The organism is Amycolatopsis sp. 505 (genome assembly GCF_031625235.1).
GTDB lineage: Bacteria > Actinomycetota > Actinomycetes > Mycobacteriales > Pseudonocardiaceae > Amycolatopsis.
The window spans coordinates 1,002,348-1,025,071 of the sequence record NZ_JACKQP010000001.1; the positions used below are offsets into that span (position 1 = coordinate 1,002,348).

Annotated in this window: 23 protein-coding genes and 2 tRNA genes; 10 read left to right on the top strand and 15 right to left on the bottom strand. The window is 71.0% G+C overall.

All coding sequences use genetic code 11. The features are described from left to right. Positions 1 to 66: 66 nt before the first annotated feature. Complete coding sequence (locus H5965_RS04840) at positions 67 to 420, bottom strand: STAS domain-containing protein (protein WP_003078104.1); 354 nt, start codon at positions 418 to 420, stop codon at positions 67 to 69. Between the two features lie 218 nt (positions 421 to 638). Next, a complete protein-coding gene (locus tag H5965_RS04845; protein ID WP_310968083.1) occupies positions 639 to 947 on the bottom strand; it encodes a WhiB family transcriptional regulator in 309 nt (102 codons plus the stop codon). 163 nt (positions 948 to 1,110) lie between these two features. Between H5965_RS04845 and H5965_RS04850 the strand changes: the two genes are divergently transcribed. From H5965_RS04850 to H5965_RS04860, 3 genes are all read left to right on the top strand, one after another. Then, a complete protein-coding gene (locus H5965_RS04850; protein WP_310968084.1) occupies positions 1,111 to 1,527 on the top strand; it encodes an anti-sigma factor in 417 nt (138 codons plus the stop codon). After that, positions 1,524 to 2,303 (top strand): SigB/SigF/SigG family RNA polymerase sigma factor, encoded by a 780-nt coding sequence (locus tag H5965_RS04855; RefSeq protein ID WP_310968085.1) that lies wholly within the window; start codon positions 1,524 to 1,526, stop codon positions 2,301 to 2,303. The genes H5965_RS04850 and H5965_RS04855 overlap by 4 nt, the downstream gene beginning before the upstream one ends. Before the next feature lie 62 nt (positions 2,304 to 2,365). Continuing rightward, positions 2,366 to 2,785, top strand: coding sequence for an ATP-binding protein (locus H5965_RS04860; RefSeq protein ID WP_310968086.1), 420 nt, complete (start codon positions 2,366 to 2,368; stop codon positions 2,783 to 2,785). On the opposite strand, the gene H5965_RS04865 is transcribed toward H5965_RS04860, so the two are convergent. Continuing rightward, positions 2,786 to 3,265: a MarR family winged helix-turn-helix transcriptional regulator gene (locus tag H5965_RS04865; protein WP_396136877.1), complete on the bottom strand. Its 480-nt coding sequence runs from the start codon at positions 3,263 to 3,265 to the stop codon at positions 2,786 to 2,788. A gap of 48 nt (positions 3,266 to 3,313) precedes the next feature. Between H5965_RS04865 and H5965_RS04870 the strand changes: the two genes are divergently transcribed. Both H5965_RS04870 and H5965_RS04875 read left to right on the top strand, forming a co-directional pair. Next, the gene (locus H5965_RS04870) at positions 3,314 to 4,291 is read left to right on the top strand and encodes an aldo/keto reductase (RefSeq protein ID WP_310968088.1); all 978 of its coding nucleotides are present in this window, start codon (positions 3,314 to 3,316) and stop codon (positions 4,289 to 4,291) included. Positions 4,292 to 4,309: 18 nt separating this feature from the next. Beyond that, a complete protein-coding gene (locus H5965_RS04875) occupies positions 4,310 to 4,948 on the top strand; it encodes a nitroreductase family protein (RefSeq protein ID WP_310968089.1) in 639 nt (212 codons plus the stop codon). 78 nt (positions 4,949 to 5,026) lie between these two features. On the opposite strand, the gene H5965_RS04880 is transcribed toward H5965_RS04875, so the two are convergent. From H5965_RS04880 to H5965_RS04890, 3 genes are all read right to left on the bottom strand, one after another. Continuing rightward, positions 5,027 to 5,770, bottom strand: coding sequence for a 3D domain-containing protein (locus H5965_RS04880; protein ID WP_310968090.1), 744 nt, complete (start codon positions 5,768 to 5,770; stop codon positions 5,027 to 5,029). A 121-nt stretch (positions 5,771 to 5,891) separates the two neighbouring features. Beyond that, positions 5,892 to 6,530, bottom strand: a complete 639-nt coding sequence (locus H5965_RS04885; RefSeq protein WP_310968091.1) for an alpha/beta fold hydrolase — start codon at positions 6,528 to 6,530, stop codon at positions 5,892 to 5,894. Positions 6,531 to 6,540: 10 nt separating this feature from the next. Then, positions 6,541 to 7,212, bottom strand: a complete 672-nt coding sequence (locus tag H5965_RS04890; protein WP_310968092.1) for an HNH endonuclease family protein — start codon at positions 7,210 to 7,212, stop codon at positions 6,541 to 6,543. Between the two features lie 178 nt (positions 7,213 to 7,390). On the opposite strand from H5965_RS04890, the gene H5965_RS04895 reads away from it, so the two are divergent. Both H5965_RS04895 and H5965_RS04900 read left to right on the top strand, forming a co-directional pair. Beyond that, entirely contained in the window at positions 7,391 to 8,434 is a 1,044-nt protein-coding gene (locus H5965_RS04895; protein ID WP_310968093.1) for a tetratricopeptide repeat protein, read from the top strand. A gap of 58 nt (positions 8,435 to 8,492) precedes the next feature. After that, positions 8,493 to 8,960, top strand: a complete 468-nt coding sequence (locus tag H5965_RS04900) for a hydrogenase maturation protease (RefSeq protein WP_310968094.1) — start codon at positions 8,493 to 8,495, stop codon at positions 8,958 to 8,960. Here the strand turns inward: H5965_RS04900 and H5965_RS04905 are convergent. Continuing rightward, positions 8,938 to 9,843 (bottom strand): LysR family transcriptional regulator, encoded by a 906-nt coding sequence (locus H5965_RS04905; RefSeq protein ID WP_310968095.1) that lies wholly within the window; start codon positions 9,841 to 9,843, stop codon positions 8,938 to 8,940. The genes H5965_RS04900 and H5965_RS04905 overlap by 23 nt on opposite strands. Positions 9,844 to 9,927: 84 nt before the next feature. On the opposite strand from H5965_RS04905, the gene H5965_RS04910 reads away from it, so the two are divergent. After that, a complete protein-coding gene (locus H5965_RS04910) occupies positions 9,928 to 11,229 on the top strand; it encodes an aspartate aminotransferase family protein (RefSeq protein WP_310968096.1) in 1,302 nt (433 codons plus the stop codon). Between the two features lie 110 nt (positions 11,230 to 11,339). Here the strand turns inward: H5965_RS04910 and H5965_RS04915 are convergent, their stop codons facing one another. After that, positions 11,340 to 12,689 carry a cellulose binding domain-containing protein gene (locus tag H5965_RS04915; RefSeq protein ID WP_310968097.1) on the bottom strand — a complete coding sequence of 450 codons (1,350 nt, stop codon included), beginning with the start codon at positions 12,687 to 12,689 and terminating at the stop codon, positions 11,340 to 11,342. After that, positions 12,686 to 14,314, bottom strand: a complete 1,629-nt coding sequence (locus tag H5965_RS04920) for a glycosyl hydrolase family 18 protein (RefSeq protein WP_310968098.1) — start codon at positions 14,312 to 14,314, stop codon at positions 12,686 to 12,688. Before H5965_RS04920 ends, H5965_RS04915 begins: the two co-directional genes overlap by 4 nt. 362 nt (positions 14,315 to 14,676) lie before the next feature. On the opposite strand from H5965_RS04920, the gene H5965_RS04925 reads away from it, so the two are divergent. Then, entirely contained in the window at positions 14,677 to 15,903 is a 1,227-nt protein-coding gene (locus tag H5965_RS04925; RefSeq protein ID WP_310968099.1) for a cellulose-binding domain-containing protein, read from the top strand. A gap of 78 nt (positions 15,904 to 15,981) precedes the next feature. On the opposite strand, the gene H5965_RS04930 is transcribed toward H5965_RS04925, so the two are convergent. From H5965_RS04930 to H5965_RS04950, 5 genes are all read right to left on the bottom strand, one after another. Continuing rightward, a tRNA-Arg gene (locus H5965_RS04930) sits at positions 15,982 to 16,055 on the bottom strand. A gap of 41 nt (positions 16,056 to 16,096) precedes the next feature. Continuing rightward, positions 16,097 to 16,186 (bottom strand) — tRNA-Ser (locus tag H5965_RS04935). A gap of 65 nt (positions 16,187 to 16,251) precedes the next feature. Then, on the bottom strand, positions 16,252 to 17,967 hold the full coding sequence (locus tag H5965_RS04940) for a phosphatidylglycerol lysyltransferase domain-containing protein (RefSeq protein ID WP_310968100.1): 1,716 nt from the start codon (positions 17,965 to 17,967) through the stop codon (positions 16,252 to 16,254). Between the two features lie 37 nt (positions 17,968 to 18,004). Beyond that, positions 18,005 to 19,984 (bottom strand): acetoacetate--CoA ligase, encoded by a 1,980-nt coding sequence (locus H5965_RS04945; RefSeq protein WP_310968101.1) that lies wholly within the window; start codon positions 19,982 to 19,984, stop codon positions 18,005 to 18,007. 85 nt (positions 19,985 to 20,069) lie between these two features. Next, positions 20,070 to 20,699, bottom strand: a complete 630-nt coding sequence (locus H5965_RS04950; protein WP_310968102.1) for a dienelactone hydrolase family protein — start codon at positions 20,697 to 20,699, stop codon at positions 20,070 to 20,072. Positions 20,700 to 20,845: 146 nt separating this feature from the next. Between H5965_RS04950 and hisC the strand changes: the two genes are divergently transcribed. Continuing rightward, positions 20,846 to 21,910, top strand: a complete 1,065-nt coding sequence (hisC, locus tag H5965_RS04955; protein WP_310968103.1) for a histidinol-phosphate transaminase — start codon at positions 20,846 to 20,848, stop codon at positions 21,908 to 21,910. Here the strand turns inward: hisC and H5965_RS04960 are convergent. After that, positions 21,891 to 22,664: a sulfite exporter TauE/SafE family protein gene (locus tag H5965_RS04960; RefSeq protein WP_310968104.1), complete on the bottom strand. Its 774-nt coding sequence runs from the start codon at positions 22,662 to 22,664 to the stop codon at positions 21,891 to 21,893. The genes hisC and H5965_RS04960 overlap by 20 nt on opposite strands. Positions 22,665 to 22,724: the final 60 nt, after the last annotated feature.

Consider the following 22,724-nt stretch of genomic DNA (forward strand, 5'->3'; position numbering starts at 1 on the left):
GTTCCCCGTGGGGGGTGCGGCGGTCTAGCCCGAATAAGCCTCAGTCCGCGAAACCGTAGCGGGCGGTCAGGCTTGGGGGTCTTCCGACACGCTCAGGTGTTCGGCCACGCCGGTGAGCTCGATCACGCGGCTCACCGCGGGGCTCGGGACGACCGCGAGTTCGACGTCCTGCTCGCCGGCCTGGCGTTGTGCGCGGAGCACCACGTTCAGCGCGGAGGAATCGAAGAAGGTCACCCCGGTCAGATCGGCCACGACCCGCTGCGCGCGCTTGTCCGCGATCAGCCCCGCCAGGGCCTCTTGCAGCTGCGGGCTGGTCAGCAGGTCGAGCTCGCCGGTGACCACCACCCGGGGTTCCGTCGCGTCGGTGTCCAGCGTGATGCCGAACCCGGGCGGGGTGGCGTTCTGGTCGGCTGCGGGCATGCAGTTTCTCCTCGTCAGGCGCTGCTCCTGCGCCGGGTACGCGCCTGTTGTCTCAAGCGGCAACCGTGTCACCGTGCCTTTCCAAAGCTCGCGCCTGGCACGGTCAAGGCAACTCCGGGGCCAACCCTAACCCAGGAAGCGACCGCACCCGCCACGGCCGCCGCCCTTTCGCGTGTACTGCTCACCGGCGATCAAATCCTGCCTGCTCAGCGCTCTGCTCAGTGCGCACTGACGGCCTTCCGCGCCGCCCTGCGCTGGCGCAGGAACAGCTGCCGCCGCTCGATCTCGCCGAGGCCGCCCCAGATGCCGTACGGCTCCTGTACGGTCATCGCGTGCGTGCGGCACTGGGCCAGAACCGGGCAGGTCTGGCAGATGGCCTTGGCGCGCGACTCGCGCCGCTCCCGCGCCGAACCCCGCTCGTTGTCCGTGTGGAAGAACAGGCTGCTGTCCGCACCCCGGCACGAGCCGCGCAGCTGCCATTCCCACTCTTCAGCAACCACGTTGGGCAGCCGGCTCACGTCAGCCATGTCGTCCCCGCCTTTCCCAGGATCAGCATGTCGACCGCTACATGCCCGCCGGTGGAGCGGATCAAACCCGGGTTTGGTTTGCTCACCCCACGGGCATCTCGCTGACCGGGCGTGGCAGAGACCGCCGATCCCCGGCAGCGCGAGTGCGGAGAAAGGAACAAACGTGGAGGACAACGCCCCGCTCGTCCCGGAAGGCGCGCAGGTCATCGAGGTGCGGACGGCCGCGATCCCGCACGTCGTGCCCACGCTGCGGACCATCGTGGCCGACATCGCGATGCGCCAGGACTTCGACCTCGACGCCGTCGAGGACCTCCGGATGGCGGTGGACGAGGCGTGCTCGCTGCTGCTCCCCGCCAGTTCGGACGGCCGGCTGACCTGCGTCTTCTCCTGGAACGGGCCGCGCATCGAGGTCTCGGTGTCGGTGCTGGCCGACAGCGCCGACCACGAGGACGACGCCGGCCTGTCGTGGCAGCTGCTGACGGCGCTCGCGACGTCGGCCGAGCGCACGATCACGCCGGAGAACGGCCGCTACCTGTCGCGAGTGGACCTCGTCCGGGAGAGCCAGGCGGCGGACTCGTGAGCGATCCCGCCGGGAGCAGCGAGGGCGACCTCGACGTCGGCACGCTGTTCCGCCGACTCGCCGCCGCGGCGGCGGGCTCGCCGGAGCGCGAGCGCATCCGCGACACCCTCGTGCGCGCGCACCTGGAGCTGGCGCGGAACCTGGCCCGGAAGTTCCGCAACCGGGACGAGGCGATGGAGGACCTGGTCCAGATCGCCACGGTCGGGCTGATCCACGCCGTCGACCGGTTCGACCCCGAGCAGGGAACGGACTTCCTGGCGTTCGCCGTGCCCACGATCTCCGGGGAACTGCGGCACCACTTCCGGGACAACAGCTGGTCGGTGCGGGTGCCGCGACGGCTCAAGGAGCTGAACGCGAACATCTCCGCCGCGCGCGAGGAGCTCACCGTGCAGCTCTCGCGCGCGCCGAAGCCGAGTGAGATCGCCGGGCGGCTCGGGGTGCCCATCGAGGACGTCTACGAGGGGCTACGCGCCGGTCAGGGCCGCTACGGCGCGTCGCTGGACCACCTGCTGGAGAACGCGGCGCACACGCGCTTCGGGGCGCCGGACGCCGAGCTCGGCCAGGCCGAGCTGCGCGAGGCGCTGCGCCCGATGCTGGAGAGCCTGCCGGAGCGGGAGCGCAAGATCGTCGCGCTGCGGTTCGGCTCGGGGATGAGCCAGTCGGACATCGCCCGCCGCGTCGGGGTGTCCCAGATGCAGGTGTCGCGGCTGCTGGCCGCGACGCTGAAGAAACTGCGGTCCGGCCTGGACGAATCCGAGCTGGCCGACGGCACCTGATTAGCCCATCCGCCACTTGGGTACTTGGCGGGCGGTACCGAACTCACTGGGAGGGGGACCGGATGACGACGTCGAGAATGCCGCAGCGTTCCGCCGCGGCGGCCGCCCCGCTGAGGGTGCTCCTCCCGGCCGACGTCACGGCTCCGGCACTGGCCCGGCACGAGGTCCGGACGGCGCTGCTGCGCCTCGGCGTGCGGGAGCAGCAGCTCGAAGACGTCCTGCTGGCGACGTCGGAGCTGGTCACCAACGCCTTCGAGCACGGTGAACGGCCCCAGCGGCTCGAACTGGAGTACGCCGACGGCCGGCTGACGCTGCGGGTGCACGACACCGGCCGGATGCTGCCCGAGCTGCGCGCGCCGTCCCCGGCGGAGGCGCGCAGCCGGGGGCTCGTCCTGGTCCAGGCGCTGTCGCTGGACTGGGGCTTCGAACGCTGCCCCGGCGGCAAGTACGTCTGGGCCGTGTTCGCGCTGCCGGACGCCTGATCAGCGCAGTTCGCGCGCGGCATCGGTCTCGCCGATCCGCTCCCGGAACGGCTTGCGCTCCAGGGCCGCCATGAGCGCGTCCAGCAGGGCCCGCAGCGAGTACGGTAGCTCGGCTTCCAGCGCTTCCGTCGCCTCGGTCGTCGCCGTCCACTCCGCTTCGATCAGCGGCAGCAGCTCGCGCGTCCGCGGCGTGAGCGACACGATCCGCTGGCGGGCGTCGGCGCCCGGCTCCAGGCTGACGAACCCGGCCCGGTTCATCTGCGCGACGGTCTGGCTGGCCGCCGAGTGCGTCACGCGCATCTCCCCGGCGAGGTCGCGGATGGCCAGCGGGCCGCGCGCGAGCAGCGCCCGCACCACCGGCGAGTACCGCGGCCGGTAGTCGTCGAGGCCGATGTCGGCGAGGAAGCGCGCCACGTCGCCGTCGAGGATTTCGAGGACGTGACGCATCCGGGTCCCCAGTCCTTCCGGACCCGCAGTCATCGCCATGACGGCCGATCATAGGCGCCGGTCGTGTGCTTGGATCGCGGCATGGAGAACCGGAAGATCGCCCGTCTGGGCCGTGAGGTGTCCGTCGTCGGGCTCGGCTGCTGGCAGCTCGGGGCGGACTGGGGCGAGGTCGACGAGAACGACGCGCTGGCCGTGCTGCACGCGGCCGCCGACAACGGTGTCACCTTCTTCGACACCGCCGACGTCTACGGCGACGGCCGCAGCGAGCGGCTGGTCGGCCGGTTCCTCGCCGAGCGCGGGGGCATCTTCGTGGCCACCAAGATGGGCCGCCGGGTCGAGCAGGTGCCGGAGAACTACGTCGCCGAGAACTTCCGCGAGTGGAACGACCGGTCGCGCCGCAACCTCGGTGTCGACACGCTCGACCTGGTCCAGCTGCACTGCCCGCCGACGCCGGTGTACTCCTCCGACGCGGTGTACGACGCCCTCGACGCGATGGTCGACGAGGGGCGCATCAAGGCGTACGGCGTCAGCGTCGAGACCTGTGAAGAGGCGCTGACCGCGCTGGCCCGGCCGAACGTGGCGTCCGTCCAGATCATCCTCAACTGCCTGCGGCTCAAGCCCCTGGAGCGCGTGCTGCCCGCGGCGGCGGAGGCGGGCGCCGGGATCATCGCCCGCGTGCCGCTGGCGTCCGGCCTGCTGTCCGGCCGCTACACCGCGCAGACGACGTTCGCCGAGAACGACCACCGCAACTACAACCGCCACGGCGACGCGTTCGACGTCGGCGAGACGTTCTCCGGCGTGCCCTACGAGGTGGGTCTGGAGGCCGTCGAACGGCTGCGCGGGCTGGTGCCGTCCGGTCAGACGCTCGCGCAGTTCGCGCTGCGCTGGATCATCGACCAGCCGGGCGTCAGCACGGTGATCCCGGGCGCCCGCAACGCTTCGCAGGCGTCGGCGAACACCGCGGCGGCCGCGCTGCCGCCATTGTCCTCGGAGGCGCTCGCCGGCGTGCGCGAAACCTACGACGAGCTCATCCGGCCGCTGGTGCACGATCGCTGGTGAGCCCGGCATGATGGGCCGATGATGACGCCCGAAGAGCTGCTGACCACCACCAGGACCGTCCGCAAGCGCCTCGACCTCGAGCGGCCGGTCCCGCTCGACCTGGTCAAGCACTGCGTCCAGGTCGCGCTCCAGGCGCCGAGCGGGTCGAACACGCAGCGGTGGCAGTGGCTGGTCGTCACCGACGCGAGCCAGCGGGCCGCGCTCGGCGAGATCTACCGCCGGGCGTGCCACGAGTACCTCGAGTCGCCGAACGCCGCGGGCAAGCTCTTCGCGGACGACCCGGCACGGGCGCAGGTCCAGCGGCGGGTCGGCGACAGCGTCGCCTACCTGGCCGACCGGATGGGTGACGTCCCGGTCCTGGTCGTCCCCTGCCTGGAAACACCGTCGTCCGAACTGCCGGCCGGCAACCAGGCGGGGCTGTGGGCGTCGCTGCTGCCGGCGGTGTGGAACTACATGTTGGCGGCCCGCTCGGTGACCCTGGGCACGGCGTGGACGACGCTGCACCTGAAGTACGAGCAGGAGGCGGCGGAGGTACTGGAACTGCCGAAGAACGTCCACCAGGCCGCGCTGATCCCGACGGCGTTCTACACGGGCGACACGTTCAAGCCGGCGGCGCGGCAGCCCCTCGAAGAGGTTTTGCACCTCGACCGCTGGTGATCCGCGAAAGCCTCCTTGCCGGGGCAGTTGGGGGACGTCGGCAAGGAGGCCGTCACGGCCTTTCGGCGGTCAGGTGGTCTACCGCACGGTGAGGGTGAGCCGCTGGATGCCCCAGGCGTCGGCCTGGGACCCGGGCAGCCAGACGTCGACGATGTCGTCTTTGATCCAGCTTCCGATGTCGGCCGCGTAGCACTCGCCGTAGCCGGGCACGGAGAACCGGGTGCCCCACGGGACGATCCGGGCGTCGACCGCGCAGAAGCCCGGCCCCGCCTGGTAGCCGAGCGCGGTCTGGGCGACGTCGTTGTACGCCGTGACGCGGTAGTTCAGCGTGGTGCCGGCCGGGATCCGGTAGGCGGCGAGCCGGTTCGCGCCGTCGAGGCGGTAGGCGGTGGATATCCGGCCGAGCGAGCCCGGGGAGTTGTCCTCCGCCGTCATCGCGTAGAGCTGGTAGTTCGCGTCCTGGCAGGGACTGGCGTCGGTGACGGTGAGCGTCGGCTGGCCCCAGTCGCTGATCCACTGCAGGGCTTGACCGTTGCGGAAAGCCCGGTAGGCCTTCGCGCCGGCGACCCGGGCGAACGTGAAGGTGACCCTGCCGTCGCTGCCCAGTCCCCCGCTGACCGAGCCGGGCGCGGGCAGGCGGTTGCCGACGTCCACGGCGCCGACGAGCGTGCCGGGGCCGTGCCCGCCGGTGACCGGGCGGTCGGGGATCGGGCCGGAGTAGAAGTGCTGGCACGCGGGCAGGGTCGCGGCCTCGGCGGCAGGGGCGACGAGGAGGCTGCCGGCGGCGAGGGCCGCCAGGGCGAGGACGTGCGCGAGACGCATGGAACCTCCGTGGTGGGGACCGGGTGGAGGTGACGCGAGCGGGTTCGCCGCTGGTCCAGACCGTAAGTGGCCTGGACCACACAGTCAATAGGTCTAGACCTTTAAGCGCCGATCGGCGCAATCAGAGGTAGCTCACCAGGCGGTCGGCCAGCGGACCGGGGTGGCTGAGCGGTACGCAGTGCGGGCCGTCGAGCTCGTCCGGCTCGACGCCGAGGCGCTCGCGGGCCACCCGCCGCTGGAAGTCGGAGACGAAGAACCGGTCGTCGCGGGCCAGCAGCACCCGGGTCGGCACGTCCGGGTGGGCCGGGAGCGGCCACGGCTCGTCCCACTCCTTGCTGACCTGCTCGCGCCCGTGCGCCTGGCACGCCTCGGCCAGCTCCGCCGGGACGCCGTTGAAGAACTGCTCGGTTTCGCTCAGGCCCTTCGGCGACTCGAAACCGGTGTTGCCCCACCACTGCCCGGGCTGCTCCCCCGGCGCCGGAACCATCCCGGCCAGGTACACCAGCAGCCGCGCCCGGACCTTCGCCGCGACCAGTGGCGCGGTGAACCCGCCGTACGAATGGCCGACGACGGCGACGTCCGTGCGGTCGCCCAGCGCGGCCAGCACCGTCTCGGTGAACTCGGCCAGCCCGGCCGCGCGGTCGGTGATCGGCAGGTCGGGGGCAACGGCGTCGTGCCCGCGGGCCTCGAGCTCGGGGATGAGCAGGTGGAAGTCCCAGCCGCTGCCGCCGCCTCCGTGGATCAGCGCGAAAGTCGTCACGCGGCCCAGCTCAGCAGCGGCGCAGCATGTCGGTCAAGGCGGTCTTCTCGGCCTGCGTGATCGTCAGCCCGTAGTAGTGCTTCACGACGATCCAGTCGGTCGCGTAGGTGCACCAGAAGGCCACCAGCGGCGGCTTCCACTGGTCGGGCGCCTTGTCGCTCTTCTGCTGGTTGACGTTGTCGGTCACGGCGAACAGCTGCGGCCGGGTCAGGTCGTTGGCGAACTGCTCGCGCTTCTCGGTCGTCCACGACTTCGCGCCGCTCGCCCACGCCTGCCCGAGCGGCACCATGTGGTCGATGTCGAGGTCGGTCGGCTTGGTCCAGGTCTCGTCGTCGTAGACGCTGGTCCAGGTGCCGGACAGCGCCTTGCAGTCCTTGTCGGTCTTGACGTCCTTGCCGTCGCGCTTGAGGACGACTTCGCGGGTGTCACAACCTGACCCCTGGCTGTCCCAGTGCGGGAACTTCTCCCGCGAATAGCCGTCCATGGAGGTCCGCGCGGCGATGGTCAGCTCGCCGAGCTGCTTCTGCGCGTCAGCCGCGCTGACCGGCACCGGTGCGCCCGACGTCGGCGGGGCCGCGCCCGCGCCTCTCGTCGCCCAGTACCCGAAGAGCGCGACGGCCAGAATCGCGATTACCAGCAGAGTTCGCTGCGTCACGCTCAGCCGAAAACCCCGGGCCGCCACGATTTTCTCCTCTCACCTGCGCGGTCGCGCGGCGTAGTCTCACCTCTGCCGGCGCGGGACAACCGCGCCGACACGACGACCTGGCGCGAATGTGACGTCGCCCACCCACGGCGGAGCTGTCACACGGAGCCGATCTTCTGCGACTACCGGAGCAGGACCCATCCGGAGGGAGCAGCCGATGCCCGGCCGGCTCAAGAAGTTCGACGAGTTCTTCCAGCGCAAAGCCGCCGAGGGCGGCAACGTCGTCGCCATGGCCCGGATGGGCCTGGCGATGCGCGAGCGCGGAGAGCTGGCCGAGGCCGAGTCGTGGTACCGCAAGGCCGCGATGGGCGGCGACCGCGTCTCGATGACGGCGCTGGCCCTCCTCCTCGCCGAACGCGGCGCGCAGGACGAGGCCGAGCGCTGGTACCACGAGGCCGCGCTGGCCGGCGAGCCGCACGGGATGCAGCACCTGGCCAAGTCCTGCGAGCGGCGCGGCAAGCGCGAAGACGCCCGGCACTGGTACGGCGAGGCGGCCCGGACCGGCGACCTGCCCTCGATGGCGGCGCTGGGCCGTCTCCTGCGGGAAGAGGGCAGGGGCGAAGAGGCCGAGTCGTGGCTGCGGCAGGCCGCCGAGGCGGGCTTCACCGGCGCGATGATCGATCTGGGACTCGTGCTGCGCGACCGCGGCCAGGCCGCCGAGGCGGGCCGCTGGTGGCGGTCCGCCGTCCAGGCCGGGGACCTCGCGGCCACCTGCCAGCTCGGCAGGCAGGCCGAGCGGCCGGGCCGCCCAGGCGACGCCGAATCCTGGTACCGCCAGGGCGCGAAGGGCGGTCACCTCGAGGCGATCACCCGCCTCGGGCTGCTGCTGCACCGCCGCGGCGACGTCGAAGAGGCGGAGAACTGGTACCTGGAGGCGGCCGAGCACGGCGACCCGGCGGCGATGACCAACCTGGGCGTCCTGGCCCGCAACCGCGGCGACGAGGGCGAAGCCGCGGCGTGGTACCGGAAGGCCGCCGAGCACGGCAGCGTCCCGGCCCTGACGAACCTCGGCCACCTCGCCGAGCACCGCGAGGACCTGGCGGCGGCCGAGCTGTGGTTCCGCCGCGCCGCCGAGACCGGCGACGTCCAGGGCATGCTCAGCCTGGCGCGCATGCTGCGGGCACGAGGGGCGGCTCACGAGGCCGAGCTGTGGCTGGCGCGGGCCGAAACCGTGCAGGACGAGCGGGAGCACCAACACTAGCTATTGTGTGATCCAATTCACAGTTCTAGCCTGGGTGGGCACCCCAGGAGGTTGCGCAATGAGGCCACGAGTCCTGGTCGCGAGTATTGGCAACGTCTTCCTGCACGACGACGGCTTCGGCGTCGAAGTGCTCCGGGAACTGGACCGGGCGGGCCTGCCGCCGTGGGTGCAGATCGCCGACTACGACATCGCCACGGTCCACCTGGCGTACGACCTGACCGGCGGCTACGACACGACGATCCTGCTCGACGCCACCCCGCACGGCGAGGCCCCGGGCACGCTCTCCCTGGCCTCGGCGCCCGACACGCACGACCTCCCCGGCGACGCGGTCGTCCGCCTCCTCCGGCTCCTGGGCGGCGACGCGGGCCGGGTCCTGGTCCTGAGCTGCGAACCGGCGTGCGTCGACGGCGGCCTCGGCCTGTCGGCGGCGGTCCGGGCCGCGGTCCCGGCCGCGGCGCGGGTGGTCACCGAACTGGCCTGGGGCGCGAGCCCGGCCCTGCCGGTCAAGGAGAAGACCGAAGTCTGACCCGCTCGGCCAGGTCGGGCAGCTGCCGCAGGGCTTCGAGGACCACGTTGACCGCCGCGCGGGGTGGGGATCCGCGGCGGGTGGCCGCCACGATCGTGCGGGTCACCGGGGTGGCCAGCTCGCGGGTGGCCACGCGGTACCGGCCGTCCACCGCCAGGCCCGGCAGCAGGGCGATCGACAAGCCGGCTTCGACGTGCTGGAGCGTCATCAGGTAGTTGCTGAAGCGGCACACCACCCGCGGCTCGAAGCCCGACTCGCGGCACAGGCGCAGCGTCAGGTTCGCCATGTACGACTGCGGCATGTCCAGCGCCCAGGCCGCGTCCGCGTAGGCCGACAGGACCGCCGGGCCACGAGGGGCGTCGGGCGGGGTCACCAGCACGATCGGGTCCGTGGCCAGCGGGACGATGTCGAGATCCGGGCCCAGCGGGAGCTCGACGAAGTCGGTCGTGGTGATGATGACGTCGGCGTCGCCGCCGCGCAGGGCCGGGATGCTCTCGTGCGGTTCCAGCTCCAGGAGCTGGACCTCGAGGTCCGGGTGCGCCAGCCGGCTCACCGCCGGGACGGCCAGGGTGTGGATCGCGCTCTGGAACGCGCCGAGCCGGACCAGGCCGGCCGGCTCGTCGCCGAGGCTGCGCAGTTCCGCCTCGACCGTGTCCATGTGGTCGAGGATCACGCGCGCCCGGCGGGCGAGCATCAGGCCCGCCGGGGTGAGGCGGACCCGGCGGCCGGTGCGTTCCAGCAGCTGGGTGCGGGTTTCCGCTTCGAGGACGGCCAGTTGCTGCGACACGCTCGACGCGCTCAGGTTCGCGTCCTGCGCCACCGCGCGAACCGTGCCCAGCGTGTCGAGCCGGCTCAGCAGGCGCAGGCGCCACGGGTTCAGCATCCGCCGATTGTGCGGCAAAACCGAACAAGGAAGCCGGAATTGTGAGATGGACGTGTCGCTCGCCCCGGACTTACCGTCGAAGCCATGGCTGACACCTTCTGGGGTGACGTCGACCGGCACCTCGTGCGTTACGGCGGCGCCTTCACCCGCGAGATCATCGACCACGCCGAGGGCAGCTTCCTCGTCACCGAGGACGGCCGCCGGATCCTCGACTTCACCTCCGGCCAGATGAGCGCGATCCTCGGGCACGCGCACCCGGAGATCGTCGAGACCGTCCAGCGGCAGGTGCGCAAGCTCGACCACCTGTTCAGCGGCATGCTGAGCCGCCCGGTCGTCGATCTGGCGCGCCGGCTGGCCGACACGCTGCCGGCGCCGCTCGAGAAGGCGTTGCTGCTGACCACGGGCGCCGAATCGAACGAGGCCGCCGTCCGGATGGCCAAGCTGGTCACCGGCAAGCACGAGATCGTCTCGTTCGCGCGCTCCTGGCACGGCATGACACAGGCGGCGGCGAGTGCGACCTACAGCGCGGGCCGTCGCGGCTACGGGCCGGCCGCACCCGGCAACTTCGCCATCCCGGCGCCGAACGCCTACCGCCCGGACTTCACCGACGCGTCCGGTGCGCTGGACTGGCGTCGCCAGCTGGACTTCGGCTTCGAGCTGATCGACGCGCAGTCGGTCGGCAGCCTGGCCGCGTTCCTGGCCGAGCCGATCCTGAGCTCGGGCGGGATCATCGAGCCGCCGCCGGGTTACTTCGCCGCGCTGGCCGAAAAGTGCCGGGAACGCGGCATGCTGCTGATCCTCGACGAAGCCCAGACGGGCTTGTGCCGCACCGGAAACTGGTACGCGTTCGAGCGCGACGGCGTCGTCCCGGACATCCTCACGCTGTCGAAGACGCTCGGCGCCGGGCTCCCGCTCGCCGCGGTGCTGACCAGCGCAGCCATTGAGCAGGAAGCCCACGACCGCGGGTACCTGTTCTTCACGACGCACGTCTCGGACCCGCTCCCGGCGGCGGTCGGCAACACCGTGCTGGACGTGCTGACCCGCGACCGGCTCGACGAGCGGGCGCTGTCACTGGGCGCGTTGCTGCGCCGGGGCCTGGAGGAGATCGCGACTCGCCACGAGGTCGTCGGCGACATCCGGGGCCGCGGCCTGCTGGCCGGGTTGGAGCTGGTGGTGGACCGCGAGACCAAGCGGAGCTCGGACGAGCTGGGCGCGCGGGTCACCCAGCGCTGCCTGGAGCTCGGGCTGCACATGAACATCGTGCAGCTGCCCGGGATGGGCGGGGTGTTCCGGATCGCGCCGCCGCTGACGGCGTCCGAAGAAGAGATCTCGCTGGGTGTGTCCATTTTGGACCAGGCGATCGGGGACGCCGTCAAGATGTCATGAAGAAGGCCTCCTTGCCGGCCCGCCAATCCAACACCGCGGCGCGAAGCGCCTCCGTTGAGGGCGGTGGTGGGGGCATGGATGGACGGCAAGGAGGCCTGTTCACGACAGCGTCAGAAGCCCGCTGTCACCTTCGTGAAGTCCCAGTCGTTCTGGGCGATGCCGCTGCACGCCGACTGGACGCCGCCGCCGGGGCAGCCCCGGTCGCGGTTGACCGACCAGAACGCCAGGCGGGCGATCTTGTTCGACTTCGCCCAGTTGGTGATCTGGGTCCAGGTCGACAGGTCCGTCAGCTCCTGCTGGTCGGACAGGCCGTTCATGCCCGAGATGCCGAGGTGGGCGTACGCCGTGGCGTCGTTCCACCCGAACGTCGACTTCAGCTTGTCGCGCAAGCCGTTCGCCGCGCTCACCGTGCTGTTGTACATGTTCGCGCCGCCGCCGAAGTCGAACGGCATGATCGTGAACACGTCGACGTTCGCGCCCAGGGCCTTCGACTGGTCGATGAGCCGGTTGCCGTAGTAGTTCGGGCCGGTCGTCGACGTGCCGAAGGTCAGGATCGTCTGGATCCCCGGGTTGTTCTGCTTGACGATCTTCAGCGCGTTCAGGATGCGGTCCTGCACGGCCTCGTTCTCGAACTCGTCGGAGTTCTCGATGTCGATGTCGATCGCCTTCAGCCCGTAGGCGTTGATCACCTGCTGGTAGGCGCCGGCCAGCGCGGCCGGCGTCGAGCAGTTCGGGCCGAGCTTGTTGCCGCTCCAGCCGCCGAACGACGGGACGATCTGGCCGCCCGCCGCCTTGATCTGCGCGATCGCGGTGGCGTCCGCGCTGCCCTGCAGGGGCCGGCTGCTGTCCCACGCCGGGTTGCAGCCACCGGAGGCGTTGACGAACGCCATGGTGAACCACTTGACCCCGGTCGCGTTCATCACCGTCTGCGGGTTCGGCGGGCTGCCCCAGCCCATGTACAGGTACGGCGCGCCACGGCCGCCCGGCGGGGGCGGGGTGGTCGTCGTCGGCGGGGTCGTCGTCGTAGGAGGCGTCGTGGTCGTGGGGGGTGTGCCCCCGGCGGCACACGACCCCCCGTTCAGCTTGCAGTTCGACGGCGCGACGTACGAACCGGAGTACGTCACGTTGAAGCCGAAGCTGGCGCTACCGCCGTTGCCGACGTTGCCGTTCCACGTGTTCTTCACCGTGACGTGCTGGCCGGACGCCGTGTAGCTGCCGTCCCACAGCGAGGAGATCTTCGCGCCGCTGGGCAGGTCGAACTCGACCGTCCAGCTCGGCAACGTCGAACCCGAGCCGTTGGCGATCGTGTACTTGCCTTCGTACCCGGTGCCCCAGTCGGAGCCCTTCGAGAAGGTCGCGGACACGCCGCCCGCCGCGTTCGCGGGTGCGATCACGAACATCGCGCCGATCGTGGCGGCCGCGGCCGCCAGCCCGAGTGCGGGCAACCACCGGCGCGTCATGACAGGCCGTTCTTCATCGCGGTGATGAGCTCGCCGCCGGTGGTGTCCCCGGTCAGCTCCCAGAAGAAGGCGCCGCCGAGACCCTGCTGCTTGGCGTAGGACATCTTCCCGCCGATGGTCGCCGGGGTGTCGTAGCTCCACCAGTTGCTGCCGCACTTGGCGTACGCGGTGCCGGCGAAGGTGCCGGTCGACGGGCAGGTGTTCTTCAGGACCTTGTAGTCCTCGATGCCCTGCTCGTAGGTGCCCGGCGCGGGGCCGGTCGCGGTACCACCCGGGGCGTCCTGCGTGACGCCGGTCCAGCCGCGGCCGTAGAAGCCGATGCCCAGCAACAGCTTGCTCGACGGGACGCCCTTGCTCTTGAGCTTCTGAATGGCCGCGTCGGAGTAGAAGCCCGGCGTCGGGATGCCGTTGAAGTTCGTCAGCGGCGAGTGCGGGGCCGTCGGACCCTGCGCCGCCCAGGCGCCGAAGTAGTCGTACGTCATCACGTTGTACCAGTCGATGTACTGCGCCGCGCCGCCGTAGTCGGCGACGTCGAGCTTGCCGCCGTTGCTGCCGTCCGCGGTGATCGCCGAGGTGATGAGGAACGAGGAGCCGAACTTCGCCCGCAGCGCGGCCATCAGGTTCTTGTAGGCCGCGGCACCGCTGGTGTCACAGGAAAGGCCGCACGCGTTGGGGTACTCCCAGTCGATGTCGATGCCGTCCCAGATGTCCGCCCAGCGCGGGTCCTTGAGCAGGTTGTAGCAGGACTGCGCGAACGCGGCCGCGTTCTGCGAGGCCTGGCCGAAGCCGCCCGAGTAGGTCCAGCCGCCGAACGACCAGATCACCTTCAGGCCCGGGTGCAGCTTCTTCAGCTTGCGCAGCTGGTTGAAGTTGCCGGCGACGGGCTGGTCCCAGGTGTCGGCGACGCCGTCGACGCTGCCCGCGGCGTCGTAGGTCTTCTGGTAGTCGGCGTACGGGTCGTCGTTCGCGGTGCACTGCCCGTTCTTGACGTTGCCGAACGCGTAGTTGATGTGGGTCAGCTTGCTCGCCGAGCCCGAGGTCTCGATGTTCTTGACGTGGTAGTTGCGCCCGTAGACGCCCCACTGCACGAAGTAGCCGACGTTCTTCAGGCCACCCGGCGGGGGCGGCGTGGTCGTCGTCGGGGTGGTGGGCGTGGTCGGCGTCGTCGGGGTGGTGGTCGGCTGGGTCGGGGTGGTCGGCGTGGTGGTCGGCGTGCCGCCGCCGGCGTCGCAGGAGCCGCCGTTCAGCTTGCAGTTCGCCGGGGCCGAGTAGGTGCCGGAGTAGGCGACGTTGAAGCCGAAGCTGGCGCTACCGCCGTTGCCGACGTTGCCGTTCCAGGTGTTCTTCACGGTGACGTGCTGCCCGGACGCGGTGTAGCTGCCGTCCCACAGCGACGAGATCTTCGCGCCGGACGGCAGGTCGAACTCGACCGTCCAGCTCGGCAGCGTCGAGCCGGAGCCGTTGTTGATCGTGTACTTGCCTTCGTACCCGGTGCCCCAGTCGGACCCCTTGGTGAAGGCGGCGCCGACGCCACCGGCGGCGCTCGCCGGCACGGTGACGAGGCCGACCGCGATCGCGCCGACCGCGGTGAAAAGACCGAGGAGGTGCCATCTCTTTCTGGACATCGCTCTCCCTTGAGCCAGGTGCAGGGACGGCGGACACCGACACCGCCGGCGGGGACCAGGGCGGTGTTTTGCGCCGTTTGCGCAAACGTTACGTGGTCCAGACCAATTAGGGAAGCGTCGCCACGGAGCGTGGCCAGTGGTCAAGACCAGCCCTCGGTCCAGTCGCCGCACTGGTCCAGTCCAGTAACGCAGCGCAGCCGATACGGGCCACCTCCGGAACCGACCGCGACTGGCCCGACCGGGTGAAACCGGCACTTCGCCAGACACTTTGCTTGACGGGCGTACCGCAATCAGTCCACAGTCCCAACCGGGAATGGGAGCGCTCCCAAGTCGGACAGCCACTCGTCGACGAGGAGATCATCATGCGCGCAACCGGTTCCCGTGCCCGGCGAACAACCGCCTTCGCGGCGGCCTTGGCGGTGACGACGGCACCCGCGGTGGCCGGCCCGGCCGCGGACGCGGCGGAGGCCGCCGGCGGCTGCCGGGTCGGCTACACGGTCAGCTCCCAGTGGCAAGGCGGGTTCGGCGCCGCCGTGACGGTCACGAACCTCGGCAGCCCGGTGACCGGCTGGCAGGTGGGGTGGACGTTCTCCGGCAACGAGCGGATCACCCAGCTCTGGAACGGCACCCCTGCCCAGTCGGGCGCCCAGGTGTCGGTGACCAACGCGTCGTGGAACGGCGCGGTCGCCACGGGCGGGACGGTCTCGTTCGGGTTCAACGCCACGTCCGGCGGCAGCCCGGCCGCGCCGTCGGCGTTCACGCTCAACGGCGTCGCGTGCAACGGCTCGGCGCCGACCCCGCCGGAGGAGGGCAATCCCGCGGTGAACAACAACTTCCCGGTCACCCGGGAGGCCGCGTACGGCGACAACCGGTACACCGTGTTCCGGCCGTCGAACCCGCAGGCGGTGGGTGCGCCGATGCCGGTGCTGGCGTTCGGCAACGGCGCCTGCGCGCACACGGACAACAGCGAGGTCACCCGCGCGTTGACAGTCATCGCGTCGAAGGGCTTCGTCGTCGTGGACACGGGTTCGGCGAACGGATCGGCCAACGGCGTGCCGAGCGGCTCCCCCATCCCGTCCCTGCTGACCGGCGCGATCACGTGGGCGGAGCGGGAGCAGAACCGGTCCGGGGCACCGCTGGCCCAGCGGCTCGACCTGACGAAGGTGGCCACCGCGGGCCACTCGTGCGGCGGCCTCGAGGCCCTGGTCGCCGCGCAGGACAGCCGGGTCTCCGCCGCGGTGTCCCTGGACAGCGGCTTCTTCGCCGACGGCTCGTTCGGCTACTCCCGGGCCGAGCTCGCCCGGCTCCACGCACCGACGTTGTTCATGGCCGGCGGCCCGTCCGACATCGCCTACGACAACACCCGGGCCAATTACGACCTGGCCACCGTGCCCGCGGTGCTGGCGGTGCACCCTCAGGCCGGACACGTCGGCTTCATCACCGGCAACCAGCTGTCCGACGGCATGACGACGGTCGTCCAGTTCCTCGACATGGTCCTCAACGGCAACGCGACGGCTCGCTCGTACATCCTGGACCCGTCCGGACTCGCGTCGAAGTACCCGTGGACGGTGGCCAAGAAGAACTTCTGACGACGGCACCAACGGCCTGCAACAGCAAGGAACCCCCTGTTTCCAGGGGGTTCCTTGTACTGCTGTCTCAACCAGACGTGCGCCCGAAGGGATTCGAACCCCTGACCTTCTGATCCGTAGTCAGATGCTCTATCCAGCTGAGCTACGGGCGCGTGTTCAGTTGTAACCTAGCACCCGGCGAACCGGGTACCAGCGGAGGCTCCGGGATTTGAACCCGGGAGGGGGGGTTACCCCCAACCGCATTAGCAGTGCGGCGCCATAGACCAGACTAGGCGAAGCCTCCTGGGCCCAACGACCACTGCTCAGATAGGTTACACACCCCTCGATCACCCCGGAACGGGACCCCCCTTACGCCCGCCGCAGCAGTCTGAGCAGGCGTGGAGAGCGGCCGCCCAGGCCTTCGGCCTCGAACGTGGCGATGCCGACGCGCGGGAGTTCGCGGACGCCCGGGTACACCAGGTACCGGGGTACCCAGCGCGGCTGGAACTTCGCGTTGAAGCGGTACAGCGTCTCGATCTGGATCCAGCGCGAGAAGAAGTGCAGGACCTTCGCCGACATGCGGGCGACCGGTCCGGCGCCGATGCGCTGGCCCTGCTCCATCAGCGCGCGGAACGCCGCGAAGTTCAGGGAGACCTGCGTGACGCCGTGGCGAGCGGCCGCCAGGAGGAGCTCCGAGATCATCAGCTCGTTGACGCCGTTGTCGGCCGTGCGGTCGCGGCGCATGACGTCCAGCGAGAGGCCCGTCTTGCCCCACCGCACGAACTGGAGCACGCCGCGGACGCGGCCGCCCTGCTCGGCCGTCACCAGGACCGACCCCGGGTCGCCCATGCGGCCCAGTGCCATCGAGAAGCCGCGCTCGGTGTCCGTTCCGCGCCAGGTGGCCGCCAGGACCTCCAGCTCGGCCAGCTCACCCGGGCGCAGGTCCTCGGCGCGGCGCACCAGCACCTTGTAGCCCGCGCGCTTCGTGCGGGCCGCCGCCTGGCGGACGCCGCGCATCGTGCGGCCGGCCAAGGTGAACCCCGCCGCGTCGACGACCGCCTCGTCGCCGATCTCCAGGACCTCCAGGCCGAAGCGGGCCCAGACGGTCGCGCCGAGCTCGGAGACGCCCATCGCCGCCGGGGTCCAGCCGTTCCGCCGGCAGACCTCCAGGTACTCCTCGATCGCGCCCGGCCACGCCTCGTGGTCGCCCAGCGGGTCGGCCGAGCACAGCGCGACGCCGGCGATCACGCGGTAGGTGACCGCGGCCTTGCCCGTCTTGGAGAACACCGCGAACTTGTCCCGCCGCAGCGCGAAGTAGCCGAGGGAGTCGCGCTCGCCGTGCTCGTCCAGCAGCCGGCGCAGCCGCGCGACCTCCTCGTCGGTCAGCCGCGGCGCCGGTTCGGCCGAGCGCAGCAGGAAGTACGCCGACACGAGCACCGCGGCGAGGCCGAACAGCAGCCCGACCCCGGTGACCAGGTCTTCCAGCCACATCTGGTGGAACACCGCGGGCCCGCTGGCGGCGACCAGCGCGAGCGCCGACTCGGCGAGCCGGTCGCCGAAGCCGATCGGTTCCAGGGCCGCGCGCGGCGCCACCGACAGCAGGATGACGTTGATCACGAACCCCGCCAGCGCCAGCTGGACGAACACGCGCACCGCCCGCCAGCGCCCGACGACCGGGTCCGGCTTCGCGACGAAGTAACGCCGGTTGGCGATCAGGCCCACCAGCAGCAGCACCGACACCAGGCCGGCCGCGAAGACGTGCTTGAGCCCGAGGTGCGACATCGTCAGCAGCACCGTCGCGCCGACCGCCAGCTGCCAGGCCCGGCGCTTGCGGCGCCGGAGCCCGGCGGCCAGCAGCACCAGCAGGACGCCCATGACCAGCGCCACGGTCGCCGCCGCGACGGTGGCCTCCTGCGGCAGCTCCAGCCACTCGGCCAGGTGCCCGCGCAGGCTGCGCCGCCCGGCCGGGATCAGGATCGAGCCCAGGGTCATCAGGCCCGCCAGCCGGGTCACCCAGGTGATCACCCCCACGGTGGTGGCCCCCGCCACCTTCCAGGTGATCTGCGCGCGTGTCCCCGTCACCACCCGTACAACCCGCCGTGGATGATCATGCTTCCCCCATCTACCCCCCGGCGAGCTCCACGAACGGCGCCAGTGCCGCCGGGTTGGCCAGCGCGTCCCGGCTGACGGCCCGGTCGGGAGCCACACCGGCGAGGATCTTCTTCACCGGTACCTCACACTTCTTACCGTTCAAGGTACGAGGAATCTCGGAAACCACGACGAACCGATCGGGTACATGGCGCGGTGACAGTGCGCTACGCAGCTCCTTGCGCAGGCGCGGTTCGACGTCTTCGAGCGCGACGCCGCCGGCGAGCACCACGAAACAGATCAGCTGCCCGTCCTCGTTCCCGGCCGCCGAGGTGTCCACGACCAGGGAATCCGCGATTTCGTCGTAGCCCTCGACGACCCGGTAGAACTCGGCCGTGCCCATCCGGACGCCGCCCCGGTTGAGTGTCGAGTCGCTGCGGCCGTAGATCACCGCGGAGCCGCGGTTCGTGATGCGGATCCAGTCCCCGTGGCGCCACCGGCCCGGGTACATCTCGAAGTAGGCCTCCCGCAGGCGCGAACCGTCGGGGTCGTTCCAGAAGAACACCGGCATCGACGGCATCGGCTTGGTGATGACCAGCTCGCCGACTTCCTCGACGACGGCCTGGCCCGCCTCGTCGAAGGCGTTGACCGCGGCCCCGAGCGCCGGGCACGACAGCTCTCCGAGCCAGACCGGGACGTCGGGCGCCGACGCGACGAACGCAGCACAGAGGTCGGTGCCGCCGGACACGGAGCAGATCTGGACGTTGCGCCCGACCTCGTTCACGATCCACCGGAAGCCTTCGACGCTCAGCGGCGCGCCGGTGGAGCCCAGCGCGCGCAGCCCGGTCAGGTCGTAGCGCTCGGCGGGCTTGATGCCGGCCTTGAGGCAGCTCTGGATGAACGGCGCCGACGTCCCGAAGTAGGTGACGCGGTGCTGCTCGGCCAGGTGCCAGAGCGCGTTCAGGTCCGGGAAGCCGGGGCTGCCGTCGTAGAGCACGATCGTGATGCCGACCAGCAGGCCGGAGATGAGGAAGTTCCACATCATCCAGCCGGTGGTGCTGAACCAGAAGAACCGGTCGCCGGGGCCGAGGTCGGTCTGCAGCGCGAGCGCCTTGAGGTGCTCCAGCGTGATGCCGCCGTGGCCGTGCACGATGCCCTTCGGCAGGCCGGTGGTGCCCGACGAGTAGAGCACCCACAGCGGGTGCGCGAACTCGACCGGCTCGAACAGCAGCGGCGCGCCTTCGTGCTTCGCGAGCAGCTCGTCCCAGTCGAGAGCGCCGTCCATCCGGCCTTCGCCGACGTACTCGACGAGCACGGTCGCGGCCAGCGAAGGCAGCTGCGCCTGAAGGTCGGCGATCGTGGTCCGGATGTCGAACTGGCGGCCGTTGTACGCGTAGGCGTTGACCGCGAAGAGCACCTTCGGCTCGATCTGCACGAACCGGTCCGCGACCGCGCGGACGCCGAAGTCCGGCGAGCACGACGACCAGATCGCCCCGATGCTCGCGGCGGCGAGGAAGGCGACCAGCGTCTGCGGGCAGTTCGGCGCGAGCGCGACGACCCGGTCGCCCTTGCCGACGCCGAGTTCGAGGAACGCGGCCCGGGCGGCGGCGACCTGCGCGCGGAGCCGGCCGTACGTCAGGTGGCTCGCGAAGCCGTCTTCGCGGTGGAAGATCACCGCCGTCTCGTCGTCGCCCTTCGCGGCGCCCGCGACGCCGGGGGTGAGCGCGTGCTCGGCGTAGTTCAGGGTGCCGCCCTCGAACCAAACGGCGTCCGGCATCCCGCCGGAGAGCACCTCACCGGGCTGGTCGTGCCAGCGGACGCCGAGGAAGTCCGCGACCGCCGCCCAGAAGTCCGGGCCGCGCTCGACCGAGAACTCGTGCAGCGCGCGGTAGTCGTCCACCTCGACGCCGCGCTCGGCGCGCAGCCACCGGCGGAAGGCTTCGATCTTGGTGTCGGCAACGTGGCCCGGCTCGGGGCGCCAGAGCACTTCGGGGGCGTCGGCGGTGTGCGTCACGGTCCGAGCCTAATCCCTCGGATCCGGAAGTCACCGTGGTCGCAACCGACACGGAACCCCGGCTGGGAGTGGGTGCCGACCACACTCACCGCAGGTGCGCGTCGAACCAGTTGAGCGTGCGCTGCCAGGCCTCCGCCGCCGCGCCCGGGTCGGCGTCGAAGCGGTGGTTCGCGCCCGGGTAGTGGACGACGTTCGTGGCGACCTTCGCCGACGCGGCGGCGTCGCGGAGGCGCTCGACGTCGGCACCGCCCGCCTCGTCGCCGGCGTCGCCGTACATGCCGAGCCACGGGCTGGTGAGCCGCCCGGCGATCTCGACCAGCGCGGGCAGTTCGGCGGTCTGCTGCCCGCCGACGCTGACCGCAGCCCCGAGCTTGCGGTGCGACGCGACGACGAGGGCCGCGGTGCCGCCGAGGTCGAAGCCCATCACGCCGAGCAGGTCGGCCTGGACACCTCGCTCGACCAGCCAGGCGAGGGTGCGGTCGGTCGCTTCCAGGAGGTCCTGCTGGGTGAGCTCCTCGTTCTCCAGGTGCGGGGTGACGGTCAGCCAGCCTTCGGTGGCCAGGCTGGCGAGCAGCAGTTTCACGCCGTCGGTGACGCCGTCGGCTTCGTGCAGCACCACCAGGCCGCCGCGCAGCGCGCCTTCGGGTTCCGAAAAGGTCAGCCGCAGGGTGCGGCCGTCGGTGCGCTGGTAGTCCACGGTGGAGGTCGGCGTCATTGCTTCACTCAATCACCTGGAGGTGAACGGGAGGAAGCCCGGTGACGCAGGTCGCGGTGGGGAAACCGCGCGAAGGGAGTCGCGGGGCGGCGGGCGGGAAAGATACGGTGACGGGGTCGTCCCGTCGATTTCCAGGAGCGCCGAAGATGCCGTCCGTGTCCCCGCGTGCCGATCTCGAATCGTTGCCGAAATACGTCCCTGGCCGGACGATCGAAGGCGCGATCAAGCTGGCGAGCAACGAGGTGCCCGGCGGTGCGCTGCCGAGCGTCGCGCAGGCGATCGCCGAGGCCGCGACGGGGGTCAACCGCTACCCGGACACCGGCTCGCAGGCACTGCGCGAGCGGCTGGCGCGCGAGCTGGACGTGCCGGTGGAGCGCGTCGCGATCGGTTGCGGCTCGGTGTCGCTGTGCCAGCAGACGATCCAGGCGGTGTGCGCGCCCGGCGACGAGGTCATCTTCGGCTGGCGGTCGTTCGAGGCGTACCCGATCGTCACGCAGGTCGCGAACGCCGTCTCGGTGAAGGTCCCGATCACCGAGGGCCAGGAGCTCGACCTCGACGCGATGCTCGCGGCGATCACCGACCGGACGCGCGTGGTCTTCGTCTGCAACCCGAACAACCCGACCGGGACGGCGGTGCGCCGCGCGGAATTGGAGCGGTTCCTGGCCGCCGTGCCCGAGCACGTGCTGGTCGTGCTGGACGAGGCGTACAAGGAGTTCGTCACCGACCCCGAGGTGCCCGACGGCGTCGAGTACACGCGCAGCCGGTCGAACGTCATGGTGCTGCGCACGTTCTCGAAGGCGTACGGCCTCGCGGGCCTCCGCGTCGGCTACGCGGTGGCACCCGAGCCGATCGCGGACGCGCTTCGCCAGGTGTACGTGGCCTTCTCGGTGAACATGCTGGCCCAGGTCGCCGCGCTGGCGTCGCTCGACGCGGCCGACGAACTCCTGGCCCGCTGCCAGGACATCGTCGTCGAGCGGACGCGGGTGCGGGACGCGCTGCTGGAGGCGGGCTACCGGGTGCCGGAGACGCAGGCGAACTTCGTCTGGCTGCCGCTCGGTGACCAGGCTGTCCCGTTCGCCGAGCACGCGCTGGACCGCAAGCTGGTGGTGCGCCCCTTCGCCGGCGACGGCGTGCGCGTGACCATCGGGACCCGCGAAGAGAACGACCTGTTCCTGGCCGCGGCGCGGGAGTTCAGCTCGCGAACTGCTTGACGACCAGCTGGACGACGGCGGCGACGCCGATCACCACGATCACGCCGCGCAGCACCGCCGGCGACAGCTTCCGGCCGATCTTCGCGCCGAGGAAGCCGCCGGCGGTGCTGCCGACGGCCAGCCACAGCACGACGGCCCAGCTGACCGGCGCGACGAACGCGTAGATGATCCCGGCGACGAGGTTGACGACGGCGGCGAGCACGTTCTTGACGCCGTTGAGCTTCTGCAGCGGTTCGGACAGCAGCATCCCCATGACGGCCATCAGCATCACGCCCTGCGCGGCGGTGAAGTACCCGCCGTAGATGCCGATGAGGAAGATGAAGAACATCAGCAGCGGCCCGGGTTTGTGCTCGGTCCCGTTCTGTTCGCGCCGCTCGGCGACCCACTTCGACACCCTCGGCTGGATGACCACCAGGACCACGGCCAGCCCGACGAGCACCGGGACGACGGCTTCGAAGGCGTCCTTGGGCAGCGAGAGCAGCAGGATGGTGCCGCCGATGGCCCCGAGGAAGGACGCCACGGCGAACTTGGCGGTCTGCCGCCAGTAGCCCGTGACCTCGTGCCGGTACCCCCACGCCCCGCTGATCGTCCCGGGCGCGAGGCCGATCGCGTTCGAGGTGGTGGCGGTCACGGGCGGGTACCCGAGCGCGACGAGCACCGGGAAGGTGACGAGCGTCCCGGACCCGACGACGGCGTTGATGGTCCCGGCCCAGACCCCGGCGACCACGACGATCAGGGCGTGCCACCACGTCATGAAGCATTCACGCAGCGAGCCTAAGCACCGTGGGCCGCTCCCGCGACGCGCACGGGGTTG

Coding starts and splice junctions, on each gene's coding strand:
- H5965_RS04900 (WP_310968094.1), top strand. CDS start 8,493: ATGAGGCCACGAGTCCTGGTCGCGAGTATTGGCAACGTCTTCCTGCAC.
- H5965_RS04870 (WP_310968088.1), top strand. CDS start 3,314: ATGGAGAACCGGAAGATCGCCCGTCTGGGCCGTGAGGTGTCCGTCGTC.
- H5965_RS04950 (WP_310968102.1), bottom strand. CDS start 20,699: ATGACGCCGACCTCCACCGTGGACTACCAGCGCACCGACGGCCGCACC.
- hisC (WP_310968103.1), top strand. CDS start 20,846: ATGCCGTCCGTGTCCCCGCGTGCCGATCTCGAATCGTTGCCGAAATAC.
- H5965_RS04880 (WP_310968090.1), bottom strand. CDS start 5,770: ATGCGTCTCGCGCACGTCCTCGCCCTGGCGGCCCTCGCCGCCGGCAGC.
- H5965_RS04860 (WP_310968086.1), top strand. CDS start 2,366: ATGACGACGTCGAGAATGCCGCAGCGTTCCGCCGCGGCGGCCGCCCCG.
- H5965_RS04925 (WP_310968099.1), top strand. CDS start 14,677: ATGCGCGCAACCGGTTCCCGTGCCCGGCGAACAACCGCCTTCGCGGCG.
- H5965_RS04920 (WP_310968098.1), bottom strand. CDS start 14,314: ATGTCCAGAAAGAGATGGCACCTCCTCGGTCTTTTCACCGCGGTCGGC.
- H5965_RS04960 (WP_310968104.1), bottom strand. CDS start 22,664: ATGACGTGGTGGCACGCCCTGATCGTCGTGGTCGCCGGGGTCTGGGCC.
- H5965_RS04875 (WP_310968089.1), top strand. CDS start 4,310: ATGATGACGCCCGAAGAGCTGCTGACCACCACCAGGACCGTCCGCAAG.
- H5965_RS04895 (WP_310968093.1), top strand. CDS start 7,391: ATGCCCGGCCGGCTCAAGAAGTTCGACGAGTTCTTCCAGCGCAAAGCC.
- H5965_RS04840 (WP_003078104.1), bottom strand. CDS start 420: ATGCCCGCAGCCGACCAGAACGCCACCCCGCCCGGGTTCGGCATCACG.
- H5965_RS04915 (WP_310968097.1), bottom strand. CDS start 12,689: ATGACGCGCCGGTGGTTGCCCGCACTCGGGCTGGCGGCCGCGGCCGCC.
- H5965_RS04905 (WP_310968095.1), bottom strand. CDS start 9,843: ATGCTGAACCCGTGGCGCCTGCGCCTGCTGAGCCGGCTCGACACGCTG.
- H5965_RS04845 (WP_310968083.1), bottom strand. CDS start 947: ATGGCTGACGTGAGCCGGCTGCCCAACGTGGTTGCTGAAGAGTGGGAA.
- H5965_RS04865 (WP_396136877.1), bottom strand. CDS start 3,265: ATGACTGCGGGTCCGGAAGGACTGGGGACCCGGATGCGTCACGTCCTC.
- H5965_RS04910 (WP_310968096.1), top strand. CDS start 9,928: ATGGCTGACACCTTCTGGGGTGACGTCGACCGGCACCTCGTGCGTTAC.